The 12,710-nt window shown below is 30.4% G+C and carries 11 protein-coding genes; 2 read left to right on the top strand and 9 right to left on the bottom strand.

Features of this window, described 5'->3' with window-relative positions; genetic code table 11:
* Window positions 1–26: 26 nt before the first annotated feature.
* Entirely contained in the window at window positions 27–1,670 is a 1,644-nt protein-coding gene (locus BLV37_RS01675) for a helix-turn-helix domain-containing protein (protein ID WP_091726320.1), read from the top strand.
* Window positions 1,671–1,756: 86 nt separating this feature from the next.
* Here the strand turns inward: BLV37_RS01675 and BLV37_RS01670 are convergent, their stop codons facing one another.
* The 5 genes from BLV37_RS01670 to BLV37_RS01650 form a co-directional block, all read right to left on the bottom strand.
* The gene (locus tag BLV37_RS01670) at window positions 1,757–2,377 is read right to left on the bottom strand and encodes an NUDIX hydrolase (RefSeq protein ID WP_208975173.1); all 621 of its coding nucleotides are present in this window, start codon (window positions 2,375–2,377) and stop codon (window positions 1,757–1,759) included.
* 182 nt (window positions 2,378–2,559) lie between these two features.
* Window positions 2,560–3,081 (bottom strand): peroxiredoxin, encoded by a 522-nt coding sequence (locus tag BLV37_RS01665; RefSeq protein WP_091726317.1) that lies wholly within the window; start codon window positions 3,079–3,081, stop codon window positions 2,560–2,562.
* A 115-nt stretch (window positions 3,082–3,196) separates the two neighbouring features.
* The gene (locus BLV37_RS01660) at window positions 3,197–4,324 is read right to left on the bottom strand and encodes a TMEM165/GDT1 family protein (RefSeq protein ID WP_091726315.1); all 1,128 of its coding nucleotides are present in this window, start codon (window positions 4,322–4,324) and stop codon (window positions 3,197–3,199) included.
* A gap of 2 nt (window positions 4,325–4,326) precedes the next feature.
* On the bottom strand, window positions 4,327–6,117 hold the full coding sequence (locus tag BLV37_RS01655; RefSeq protein ID WP_091726314.1) for a putative bifunctional diguanylate cyclase/phosphodiesterase: 1,791 nt from the start codon (window positions 6,115–6,117) through the stop codon (window positions 4,327–4,329).
* A gap of 204 nt (window positions 6,118–6,321) precedes the next feature.
* On the bottom strand, window positions 6,322–6,786 hold the full coding sequence (locus BLV37_RS01650) for a hypothetical protein (protein WP_091726311.1): 465 nt from the start codon (window positions 6,784–6,786) through the stop codon (window positions 6,322–6,324).
* A 200-nt stretch (window positions 6,787–6,986) separates the two neighbouring features.
* On the opposite strand from BLV37_RS01650, the gene BLV37_RS01645 reads away from it, so the two are divergent.
* A complete protein-coding gene (locus BLV37_RS01645; protein ID WP_091726309.1) occupies window positions 6,987–7,697 on the top strand; it encodes an RluA family pseudouridine synthase in 711 nt (236 codons plus the stop codon).
* A gap of 16 nt (window positions 7,698–7,713) precedes the next feature.
* Here BLV37_RS01645 and BLV37_RS01640 read toward each other — a convergent pair whose 3' ends face one another.
* The 4 genes from BLV37_RS01640 to BLV37_RS01625 form a co-directional block, all read right to left on the bottom strand.
* A complete protein-coding gene (locus BLV37_RS01640; RefSeq protein WP_176967819.1) occupies window positions 7,714–9,168 on the bottom strand; it encodes a diguanylate cyclase domain-containing protein in 1,455 nt (484 codons plus the stop codon).
* Window positions 9,169–9,442: 274 nt separating this feature from the next.
* On the bottom strand, window positions 9,443–10,453 hold the full coding sequence (locus BLV37_RS01635) for a lysylphosphatidylglycerol synthase transmembrane domain-containing protein (RefSeq protein WP_091726303.1): 1,011 nt from the start codon (window positions 10,451–10,453) through the stop codon (window positions 9,443–9,445).
* On the bottom strand, window positions 10,434–11,504 hold the full coding sequence (locus tag BLV37_RS01630; protein ID WP_091726301.1) for a glycosyltransferase family 4 protein: 1,071 nt from the start codon (window positions 11,502–11,504) through the stop codon (window positions 10,434–10,436). The genes BLV37_RS01635 and BLV37_RS01630 overlap by 20 nt, the downstream gene beginning before the upstream one ends.
* Window positions 11,505–11,830: 326 nt before the next feature.
* On the bottom strand, window positions 11,831–12,667 hold the full coding sequence (locus BLV37_RS01625) for a CvfB family protein (protein WP_091726298.1): 837 nt from the start codon (window positions 12,665–12,667) through the stop codon (window positions 11,831–11,833).
* Between the last annotated feature and the right edge of the window lie 43 nt (window positions 12,668–12,710).

Genomic DNA, 12,710 nt, shown 5'->3' with positions numbered 1-12,710 from the left:
ATAAAGATAGTATTGGGGGTAGCATTATGAAAAGTTGTTTAGAATTTGGGGAATGTTTAAAGCTTATAGTATCATCTCTAAACATAACTTATAATCAATTGGCTAGAGGCATAAATGTAGATCCTTCTTTAGTAAGTAAGTGGATTAATAATAAAAGAGTGCCTCCATATAACTCTAATCATATTCAAAATATAGCAAAATTTATTTCAAGCACAGTATCAAGTAGCCAGCAGGAAAGAAATATTAACGAAGTAATGAAGATGATTAGTAATGAAAAAAGTATTACTTTTAGAAAAGTAGAAGACAAAATAGAGGATATTTTGTTAAATGGACAAGAATATTCCATAGAACAAAAAAATAAAATAGCTGTTAGGTTTAATTCCAATTACATGAGTGTAAAAACTTCAAAAGCAAAGCCTATTTTAATTAATGGTAGCAACAATATATTTCCCCATAATAATGATCATATCTCGACAAGTCATACCATGTGCAGTGAGTGTATGATAACAGGAGAAGAGTACATTTTATCAAATATCTTAAGGATACTTGATGAGGCATCTACAATAAATGGAAAACATCAGGAGCCTATTCTTATCATCTTAAATAGTGGTGTAGAGTTAATTCCATTTAAGCAGGATTTTTACAGACTTGTTGAAAAACTTTTTATTAAAATTCTTGAAAACGATTGGCAAATAGTCATCAATTTGCTACTACATGACAATAAAGGAAATACTCTAAAGACATTAGGATTTATTCAAAAATTCATTAGGTATGAAAGTTTTAAGGTCTTTTATTTCAAAGAAAACAGCCCACAAGCTAGAGGAACAGACATAATAATAGTTCCTACAATTGGAGCAATGGTATGTCTAACGGATTTTTCGCATTACAATTTGAATAATGCATTTTATTTTAAAAATCAAGAAATTATTAATACACTTTTGTACCATCACTATAGATCAATTTCTCATTCTTCCCCATTAATAGTGAGTCGATTTTATTATAGGGATATTTTCTTTTGCAAAAGCAAAACCGAAAATATAGATAGATTAGGAAATAGTTATTTCTATAGTGATGGAATAAATTCGTTAACTATACCCTTAGGCCTTTATAACAAATATCTAAAAATATTTAATACAGCTAAATTAGAGATTGAAGAAAAAAACAAATGGCACGAAACAAAACTAAACGCCTTTTCCAATAGAGTTAAAACGTATATTTATAGAGATATTTACATAAGAGAAGAATTTGAGAATATGATTGATGGTAAAAAACCTTTAACAATTGATGGATACAAGACTTCACTAGAACACAGTATAGATAAAAATGATATTATCAGGTATGTCCATCATCTTATATATTTATTAAAAAAATATAATAACTATGAAATTGCTTTGATAAGCAAAAAAAATAAAAATCTGCTTCCATGCTTTTTTTTTGAGATTAATGGTGTGAGTTCTTTATTTATTAATGCTTGCAATCCCTTAGAAAAAGTATCAAATATTCCTGAAAACCAAAGGTCAGCCTTTAGTTTTTTATTTAATGAGCATATACTTGTTAAAGCTATAAACGAACATTTTTTAGATGCTTGGAAATCAATTCCTGATATTAATAAAAATAAAAATTACATAATAGCTTGGCTTGAAAATATTCTCGAAAAGCTTAAGCAATAACTATTTCTCTAACCATATTAGATGCATAAGCTCTTGTTCGTAAAATCTCCAAACTTATAAAAAGCAAATGAATTTTCATTTGCTTTTTATAAGTTATCTTCTTTTATTATACTGACAAAATTTTTTATAAATCTAGCAGTCATACCCCATATTACATAATCGCCATACACATAAAAATATACAGCTTGCTTTCCTTTATACCAATTATACTCCTTACCGTTTTGTATCATATGATATGGAAAATCTGAATCTGTGGTTACTTCTAGTTTAGTATAATGTGTTTCAGGTTCATTGTTTATAAAAAAGTCTAAAGGTACTGTGAATATGTGGTCTACCTCATCTTCATTGTACTTAATATGGTCTATGTCTAATTCTTCAAGTATCCCAAGAAAACCATATATAGCTCTATTCCCGGATGCTATAAAATCTAGTTCTCCCAAGAGAGTTATGTTTCTAGGATAAATATTTAGCTCTTCGCTGGTTTCTCTAATAGCTGCTTCTGAAAACTTCTCTCCTTTTTCAACCTTTCCACCTGGGAAAGATATTTCATTAGGCTGAGTTTCTAGCTTTTCAGAGCGTACCTCAAATAATACATGCCACTGACCATCTACCATTATAAGAGGCATCAATACAGCATAATTATCCTTTATTTCCATAGGCTTTTTCCGTCTTTTTGAAAATGCATATCTAATATTAGAAATCTCCAATAAAACCACCTCATTATGATACTATCATATTTATTGTAACCTATGAAAAAGTTTTAGAAAATATAATGAGTGCAATAATTCTTATATAAAATTAGAACTTTCCTAGTCCTCATAAATAATTAGGACGGCCACTGAACTGACCGTCCCACCAATTGTTCCAAACACCATTTTAGGCATTTATACTACAATAATTCGTCTCCTTCATTCCAATCTACAGGACATAATCCTCCAGCTTGTAATGCCTTAAGCACACGAAGAGTTTCATCAACACTTCTTCCTATTCCTAGATCATGGACTACCGAATACCTTATTACCCCTTCTGGGTCTATTATAAATAGTCCTCTTAAAGCTATGCCTTCTTCTTCTATAAGGACTCCATAGTCTCTAGATGTAGTCTTTGTTCTATCAGAAGCTAAAGGAAACTTTAGCTTGCCTAGGTCACCTTTTATCCAAGCCTTATGTGAGTGTTCACTATCTGTGCTTATGCCTAAAACTTCTGCCCTTGCTGCTTTAAATTCTTCATATCTATGGCTATAGGCTTTTATCTCTGTAGGACAGACAAAAGTAAAATCTAGTGGATAAAAAAACATTACTAACCACTTACCTTTATAGTCATTTAACTTAACTTCTCCAAAATCTTCTCCATTAGGCAATACTGCCTGCATATTAAAATCTGGTGCTTGTCTCCCAACTATTCTTTCCATATATATTCCTCCTTAGCTTTAAATTTAACTATAGTCTATATATTTATTCCCTAATAGATGATTTTTAAACATACAGGCATTTAGTACATATTTTAACAGGAGGATGAACTTTTTATTATGCTTCATTTATCTCTTCAATTCTTTTTATTATCCTGCTTGAAAGCTTTTCATTTCTTTTTTTCATTTCTTTAAAATAGTTCTTCACATCCCCATAGAAAGGAATAGTTTCTCCAAAGGCTATAATTTCCAAAGCTTGCCTTGCCTTATTAACAACATAATTATCATCATGATTGCCTCCATATTTTATTAAATGAGACAAGGTCAATGATAGTGCTTCCACTACTTTTCCTTGTGGAAAGCTTTTTCCATTAATTTTAGGTAGTTCCTCCCATTCTGAAGGTAGAATATAGGTTTCTTCCTCTATGGCTGATTTAAGAGCTCTTTTAGCAAATCCAACAAGACACCTGCTCCCTATGCATTCTCCACAAATAGATTCTCCAATACAAATATCTTCAACTGCTTTCTTTATTTCATTTGCTTGGTCATACAAGGTAGCAGCAATTTCTTGCATAGGAAGTCTTCTTTCTTCCTTTTTTGCTTTCAAAATTGGTTTCAAAAGTATATATATTAACAAGGTTAAAAAAGAAAAATATATCCCGATGCTAAAACCTGATATATACTCCTTAGGAACTGTTTGGAAGAGCTTTAAGGTCCCAAAAAAAATAAATATTGCCGATGATATAACTTTTATTGTAAATTCAGGAACTTTATCTCCAATAATAGTTCCAATAAATATTCCTAGTCCACTAGTAGCCAGCATTCCTAAAACTGCTCCAAGCAATATAAAGGTTGGATATTCTGAGTCTACAGCTAAAGTCATTGCAGTAAGCTGGGTTTTATCTCCTAATTCTCCAAGAAAAAAGGCTAAGGCCACAGTCAAAACCGGACCAAAGCTCCTTTTATTATCCTCTTTTTCTTCATCATGACTTCTTAAAGCCATGAGTCCAAAAACAATAAACATTAACCCTGCTATTATCTGTATTTTATCTAGTGGTACTAGAGTCGAAAGATACGAGCCTAATACTATGGCTATCCCGTGGTTTAATGCGGAACCGATTAAAACTCCTAATAGTACCTTTTGCACCTTATATTGTGTTGCAAATGTCATTGCCAATATTTGAGTCTTATCTCCCATTTCTGCTACAAAAATAAAGAAAAATGCTTTTACTAGTTCCTGTATCATTTTTATCCCTCGTTTTGTTTTGTTAATATTTCTTCAATTCTTTCAGGACTTACTGGCGGACTAAAAAAGTAGCCTTGTATAACATCTCCACCATTAAGGTTAACAAAATCTAATTGTTCTTGAGTTTCTACTCCTTCAGAAACTGTCTTATATCCAAGTTCACGAGCAAGATTCAATATTATTTTAGTAATAGATCCATCATCTTTTTCTGGATAATCCTTTATAAATTCCCTATCTATTTTTATTACATCAAGATTTAAATCTCTAAGATATCTTAAGGACGAATATCCAGTACCAAAATCATCTATAGAAATCTTGATACCCATATCCTTTAAGGAAGAAAGCTTTTTATTTATGTCTTTTATATCTTCAACTAAAGCATTTTCCGTAATCTCCACACCTAAATATTTACCTTCTAGTCCACATTCTTGTAATATGCTTTTTATATCATCGACTAGTCTCCTATTCTTAAATTGAATAGGAGATAGGTTTACTGAAACGGGAATCTTAGGTAACCCAAGCTTCTGCCATTTTTTGTTTTGCTTACAGGCTTCTAGCATTACCCATCTTCCTATTTGGTCTATAAGACCTAATCTTTCTGCAATAGGTATAAATACAAAAGGTGATACTTGTCCAATCTCGTCGTTATTCCATCTTACTAAAGCTTCTAAGCCTATTATTTTTCCTGTCTTTGTGTCATGCTGCGGTTGGTATAACAAGCTTAATTCCATATTATCAATTGCAGTTCTTAAGAGAGTTTCTATCTTTACATCATTTTGAAGCTGTTCCCTTATACTCTCATCGTAAAAAGCATAATTACCATTATTGCTTTTTGCCGCCCAATCTATTGCTAAATTAACATCCTCTAGAATTCTATAAACATTATCATATGTATTTATTATTGGTAATATTCCAATGATTATATTTATAAATACAATTTCATCATCACAGCTAAAGCCTATGCTAATAGCATTGTTCAGCTCTTCAGCAATACTATCTAAGCTTTGTATTTGCGTATCTATAGTTCCATATACCATAAATACCTCTTTTTCAGTTCTAAATAAGGTTCCAATTCCACTAAAGATTAGTTCAACTCTGTTAATCATATTTACCATAACTTCGTCCATTAGTCTGTATCCATAGCTGGCAACAATCTCATTAAAGTTTGTAATTTTAAAAGATATTACAAATTGTTCTTCATGGCTTGTACTCTTTATGCTCATTTCTTTTGTTAAAATTTCTCTCAAATATTTGTCATTTGGAAGACCTGTCAGCAAGTCATATTTCTCAAGTCTAACAAAATTTTCTTCTATTTTCTTCATTTCTATTGGATCTTGGTATATTCCTACATAATTTATTCGTTTACCGTCTTGTCTTTCTACAGCAGTTATAGTTAAATGCTTAGGAAATATTTCACCGCTCTTTTTTCTATCCCATATTTCGCCTTGCCATCTTCCATATTCATTAATGGCACTATCCATTTCAGTATAAAATTCCTTATCATGAATCCCCGAATGTAGAAATTTAGTGTTTTTGTGCAAAATCTCTTCTAGCCTATATCCAGTCAATTCTTCAAAGCTACTATTAACATAAACTATCTTTCTTTCATTGTTTGTTATTACCATAGGATTCTTTAAATTATCAAATACTATCTTTCCCATCATAATTTTTATATTATCTTTTCTTCTATTATATAAAAGTAGTAAAGCAATAGTTCCTGCTAGAAAAATACTCAAAGCATGAATAGTTTTTAAGTCTGTTATCTTTAATATAAACGCTATGTTTTCAATCATCTACATGTTCCTTTCCTCATTGATGAAGCTAGTAATAAAAATAAATATATATACATTTTACTATAAAATGTATAAAGTTGCTATAAAAAAGTAAAAAGAATAAAAAAACAAAGAATCCTGTAGTATTTTGGATTCTTTAAATATATTGTATTATCCTTATGTATCTTGATTCTATTTATAATTGTACATAAAGCTATTTTATAGCTAGCCTAAGAACTCTTTAATCATATCAATATGTTTTTTTTCTTCTTTGATAATTCCACTTAGTGCTTTATAGCTGTTAGTTTCAGTATCTTCTTTTTTCTTTACAAGCAGTCCTTGTATTCTAATAACAAGAGCTAGATTTTTTTCTTCAAAATCAAGAGCACTCATTAATAGCTGCTTAACATCATCAGCCTCTGTATAGGTGAGTCCCTTTCTAAAGTCTATAATAATTTTAGAAATATTGTCATAAACATCAAAGTCTAGCTGAATATCATCCTTATTCATAATTTCTTTTTTTATTTTGTTATATGTTTCTATGTGCCTTGTTTCTTCCCTAATAAAAGTACCTGCCACAAGCTTTACATGCCCACTTATGTTAGGGCTATCTTTCAACATCTCATAAAGCTCTAGTGATTTTTTTTCTATATCTATTATCTTGTCTATTACATCTATAATTGTGTACATTTCTTAACTTCCTTCCTAGTGTTTTAAGTCATGCTATTAAATTATAACATATGGTTTCAACATTTTTCAACAAAGTTATACATTTAACAGGAACTACAAAAATCCCAAAAAGATTAATAAAATAATTTTGTTTTTTCTATTGATATTTTTATGTTTTTTTGAAAAAATCTAACTATAATAATATACTAAGGAGAATCAAAATGAAAGCTAAAATACTTTTTGAGGACAGGAATATAATAGTAGTAGAAAAGCCTCCTAAAATGCCCTGCCAAAGTGATAAAACTCTAGATGAAGATTTAATGAGTATTCTAATTAATCATTGCGTAGAAAAAGAGGTCTTGAAGGAAAAGCCCTACCTAGGACTTGTTCATAGACTTGACCGACCTGTAGGCGGAGTTCTAGTTCTTGCTAAAACTAAGGAAGCTAATAGAAGCCTATCTAAGCAAATATCTGAACAAGGCTTTTTAAAGGAATATTTAACAATAGTATGTGGTAAGCCTAGTAGTCCATCTGGAGAGTTTAGAGATTATTTGAAGAAGCTTATAACTATTAATATGAGTAAGGTAGTTCCACAAAATACTAAAGGTTCAAAGGAAGCCGTTTTAAAGTACCAGCTTATTGACACTGTAAAAACTAATGAATACGGAGAATTAAGCCTTATGAGTATAAGCTTAGAAACTGGAAGACATCATCAAATTAGAGTTCAGCTTTCTAATGGAGGGATACCTATATGGGGTGACAACAAGTATAATAAAACCTTTATTAAGAAAAAGGAATGGAGTCAAATATCCCTATGGGCACATAAGTTAGCTTTTAAGCATCCAGATAGTAATGAATTAGTAACATTTTATAGCTACCCATATGATGAGTACCCTTGGAATATATTTCATATTAAAAAAAGATGGTTCTAATAACCATCTTTTTACTCTATATCTCTTTAGTATATATACAATATCTGTTTCCTCCACTATTTTTAGCTCTATACATAGACATGTCCGCATTCTTCATTATAGCACGAGCTGTCTCACCTGCTTCAGGATATATGCCTATGCCTATACTAGTGGTTACATGAATATATTCCTCATAAAGAATAAAAGGCGTTTTAAATGCATCTAAGATTCTGTTAGCTAAGCTAATAGCTTCATTTGTATGGTTTATTTCTGTCATCAATACTAAAAATTCATCTCCACCAAATCGGCCAAATACATCTGATTTTCTCACAACTTTATTAACTCTTTCTCCTACTAGCTTTAATACCATATCTCCTGCTTCATGGCCTAATGTATCATTAATATCCTTAAATTTATCTAAATCCAAAATAAGCAAAGCAAACTTGGTATTCCAAACAGATGCTTGAGAAATAGATTTATTTATAGCCTCTGTTAAAAAGGCTCTGTTAGGTAAAGATGTAACAGTATCATAATATGCAAGCTTGTGTATTTCTTTTTGATATAAAAGCAACTCTTTATTAGCTGCTTGGAGCTCCTTTGTCCTTTTATAAACCTCTTTAGATAATTTTTTATTCCATATAATAAAAAGTATAATTATAATAAAAATTACTCCTGTAATTATTGTAATTTCCTTTAAATATGCTTTTATTATATCTTTTCTTTGGGTTATTTCCTCTCCAAACCATTTGCTATATATTTTATCGTATGTTCCATTAGTTTTTAGTCTTTCTAAGCCCTGGTCTAATGTAAGTACTAGGTTTTCATTTCCCATATAAGTTGCAATACCGTATTCTGTTATTCTCATAGGTTCTCCAACTATTTTTACTAAATGAGACATTCTCTCTCTTTGAGAATAATATAACCCTGTAAGCCTGTTACCAACACTAGCATCCACTTCTCCACTTATTAAAGCATTTATAGCTTCTTTCTGATCAGATTTTGTAATTAAAACAATATTAGGTATGTTTTTTAATATTTCGTGATTTATGTCCCCTTCCTGAAGAGCTACCCTTAGTCCTGATAAATCTTCTATGCCTGAAACAATACTAGTGTCCTTCATAACAAAAATACTTTGAGAGTTAATTGCTGTAGGTTTTGTAAACAGAAATTTCTTTTCCCTCTCTTCAGTCTTAGATATACCTTGTATAAGGTCTACTTTTTTTTCTTCAAGAGCTTTTACCGCATTGCTCCATTCCATAGGCATGTACTCAATATGTATTCCTAGCTCAATAGACAATGCATTCATAATGTCTACATTAAACCCCTTAAAAATTCCATTCTCATCTACATATTCATAGGGAGGATGATTGTTGTCACCAGCTACACGCAATGTAATCGATTCGTCAAAAGAAGCATCCTTAGGAGTTCTAGTTACTATAAAGAAACCTACAATAAAAGCTACTAAAATAATTATATAGACCTTCCTTTTCACAGTAATTTCCCCCTTAGCCAATTGTTCCCTAGTAGAACTACAATAAGTAGCTGTTTAAGGCCCTATGCTCTTTACTAATAACAATGATTAATCATGATTTTTACTTCTACATATTCTTTCAAAATCCTTTATTTTTTACCAATTTAATCTATAATTTTTACATAAATAAAAATAGCTACTAGGTTTTATTAAACTAAAACATGAGAGCTATTTTTATGATTTTAAAATTATTCTAATTAGCATTGTGAAGAAAAAATTCCTTTAATCTATGTGTTTATTGAACATTATATTCTCTTTTCGACATTAAGGTAGACAGCCCCCCGAATAGCAAATTAAAATAGAAGGTTATAATTCTCCATAACAATACAGCTGTACCAATAATATTTTTACCAAAAAATAAGCTAAAAAACAAATAAAAGCTTCCTTCGGCACCACCGCTTGCCCCAGGTATAGGAACAAATGATGTAATCATAACAACAAAAGCTTTAGCAGAAACCATATTAACTATACTATGACCTCTTAAGCCAAATGCTCTATATATAAAATAAGGTATGGTGAAAAACGCCATTAGCTGTAGCGTGGTCAATATTGAAGTCTTCAAAATTAATAATACATTACTTCTCATTGTTATGAAGCTTTCACGAAACAGCAAAAGCTGATTTTCCACTCTGTCTACAACTTTGTTTGTGTTTTTTATAATCTTTAGTTTTTCTAAACCTCCACATAAAAATAATAGTAATTTGTGGGCAAAATTCATATATGAAGAAAGCAGTATTAAGAAAATTATCACAGCTGTATTAATAGCAAATCCTAGAGCTGCTAAATGAGTAAAATTTGACAATCTCTCTCTAAAAAAACCTAATTTAAATACTAGTATAGCGGCAGAATAAATGGTTAAGATTGTCTGATATATTATAAACTTGCCAGTCAGGATAGAGCCTGCCACACCTAGGCTTATGCCATTTTTAGTCAGTTCATATGCTTGTGCAGGCTGTCCGCCTGTGGCAAATGGAGTTATGGAATTAAAAAATTGTCCCATCATAGTAACTCTAAAAGATTCCTTAAACTTGATCTTTCTGTGTGATGAATTAGCTATTATATAAAGCACTATGGCTTCTAATATCCAATAAATGACCATTGCAGTAATAGCAAGAATTATCCAAAATAAATTTAGAGTAATTAGCTGCTTTTTAAAGTTTTCAAATCCATTAATTAGAATAATATAAGTAAAAACTCCTGCACTAAATAATAATCCTATTATCAATTTAATTAGATTTTTTTTCATAGCGTTTGCCTAAAAGACGGTTTGTCTTCAAATCCTTACGTACATTATCATAAAACTTTTGCCATAAGAGTAGAACATGTTCCTTTGAATAATATGAACTTCCTTTTTTAGAACTTTTTTGAGCCTTTTTATAATAATCTTTATCTTGTTTTAGATTATATAATATTTCTTTAAATCCATTGTTATCTTCAGCTCTTAAATAGTAATCAAAAAGTATATTTTTATATATGTCTATATCTCTTAAAACTATGGGCAAATTACAATTCATTGCCTCTAAAATGGCCATAGGGAATAATTCATTGTATGAGGGCATAAACAAAGTATCAGCAATATTATATACTGAATTCATATCTTTTCTTTCTATAATCCCTATGAATTTTACATTTTTCGGTGGGTCTTCGACTATTTTTTTAAGCTCTTTATATCCACTGGTAATCCTTCCAAACGAAAAGCCTCCGGCCCAAACAAATTGAACATCGGGCATAGATTCGGCAACCTTTATGAAGTCTAATACTCCTTTTCGTGTTTGCACCTGACCCACACCTAATACTACGAATGTATTCTCGTCTATACTATATTTTCTTCTTATTTCATTCTTTCGTTCTCTATTATAGGGATAAAATTCTTTAGATGAAACAAAATTAGGTATGTAGGTTATCTTTTTTTTATCTATACCATATTCGTAAAGCTTATCTATGAAATGAGGATTAACAGTAACTAAATAATCCATACTATTATAGAATGCAATGATATATCTATAAAATACCTTTTTAAATAATATTGGCATGTCCAAGCTTTCGTCTAATGTTTCAGGGAGAAAATGAACATATCCAACTGTTTTACCAGCAACCTTCGCAAAAGGCAAGCTCAAAAAATGCTTAAAATCTACAGTATGATAGTGTGTTATATCTGAAAGCTTAAACCTATTTATTTCCACCTTATATTCATCTGTTAACCCATATTTAACGAGGTTTACTTGTTCTACATATGCAGAAGCCACGCCTTGCCCTTTAACTTTTTGAGCTGATGATAACATATTTATCGTAGTCATAGATACCACTCCAATTAAATATTTGTTAATTTAGTCATTTATATTATAATATTTACTTCATAAAAATAATAGTCATCTAAATTATGTTTCGATTTGATAAAACATACTATAATTATATCCTTAAATCATTTAATTACTATGACAAATATATTATGAATTTATTAAGAAAAAATAGGGCTTTCCTATTCGTTATAAGAAAAACTTCTAATTGCAGCAAAAAAATTAAACAGTAAAACTTTCCTATTCCTTATAAAAAAAACAGAGGAATTCTTTAAATTAGTTTCGAGAATTCTCTGTTATAAAATCTTCATACCTCAGCTAAATTTTTATGATAATTTTATTCCTTTTTCTATAATCTGGATCTTTTTCTCCTTTAGAAGTCTTCCAACGGCCCTTTTAAATGCACCTTTGCTCATGTTTAGTTGCTTCTTTATCTCCTCTGGTGAACTATCGTCATTTAGGTTTAATATGCCTCCATTTTTAATCATCTTGGTTAAGATTTGTATTACATCCTCATCTGTTTGCACATTTGCTTTTTCTCTTATGCTTAGGTCTAATTTCCCATCTTCTCTTACCTTTGTTACTCTAGCTTCTATTTTGTCTCCAATCCTATGGCTACTATATACTTCATGCTTTGGTATCATGCTATCATATTTATTATCTACAGCTACAAATGCACCCATGTCTTTGTTTATTCTATAGATTATTCCCTGAACTTTATCGTTTACCTTATAGGGTGATTTGCTAGTTAATATTTTATTGGTTTTCATAGTTGCACAAAGTCTATCGCTTTTATCTACATATAAGCCTACTAAATATTCTCTTCCTTTTTCCACCTTACCTATTTGCTCTTTGAAGGGTAAAAATAAGTCTTTTTCTAGTCCCCAGTCCAAAAAAGCGCCTATTCTAGTAGTTTCTACTACTTTAAGCACTCCTAGTTCACCTAATACTATTTTAGGTTTTTTAGTTGTGGCTATTAATCTATCTTCTGAATCCCTATAAATAAATACTTCTATTTCATCTCCTGTTTGGACATCCTGTGGAACTTGCTTAATAGGTAATAAAATATCAGGTCCTATTTTATCACTTTTTGAATTTAAATATATACCTATTTCAGTCTTTCTTACAACCTCTAGCTCTTGAATTTTTCCTAACTCAATCATATTTTAACCTCCAGCCCTCTTCTTTTATTCATTAGAATTGTAA

The organism is Proteiniborus ethanoligenes, from assembly GCF_900107485.1.
In the GTDB taxonomy this organism is placed as follows: domain Bacteria; phylum Bacillota; class Clostridia; order Tissierellales; family Proteiniboraceae; genus Proteiniborus; species Proteiniborus ethanoligenes.
The sequence above is the reverse complement of the archived record's forward strand: the minus strand, read 5'-3'. Positions and strand labels throughout refer to the sequence as shown.

Bases quoted from the DNA above. Each gene is read 5' to 3' on its own strand.
- BLV37_RS01665 (WP_091726317.1), bottom strand. From the start codon at position 3,081: ATGGAAAGAATAGTTGGGAGACAAGCACCAGATTTTAATATGCAGGCA.
- BLV37_RS01625 (WP_091726298.1), bottom strand. From the start codon at position 12,667: ATGATTGAGTTAGGAAAAATTCAAGAGCTAGAGGTTGTAAGAAAGACT.
- BLV37_RS01650 (WP_091726311.1), bottom strand. From the start codon at position 6,786: ATGTACACAATTATAGATGTAATAGACAAGATAATAGATATAGAAAAA.
- BLV37_RS01675 (WP_091726320.1), top strand. From the start codon at position 27: ATGAAAAGTTGTTTAGAATTTGGGGAATGTTTAAAGCTTATAGTATCA.
- BLV37_RS01635 (WP_091726303.1), bottom strand. From the start codon at position 10,453: ATGAAAAAAAATCTAATTAAATTGATAATAGGATTATTATTTAGTGCA.
- BLV37_RS01660 (WP_091726315.1), bottom strand. From the start codon at position 4,324: ATGATACAGGAACTAGTAAAAGCATTTTTCTTTATTTTTGTAGCAGAA.
- BLV37_RS01655 (WP_091726314.1), bottom strand. From the start codon at position 6,117: ATGATTGAAAACATAGCGTTTATATTAAAGATAACAGACTTAAAAACT.
- BLV37_RS01630 (WP_091726301.1), bottom strand. From the start codon at position 11,504: ATGACTACGATAAATATGTTATCATCAGCTCAAAAAGTTAAAGGGCAA.
- BLV37_RS01645 (WP_091726309.1), top strand. From the start codon at position 6,987: ATGAAAGCTAAAATACTTTTTGAGGACAGGAATATAATAGTAGTAGAA.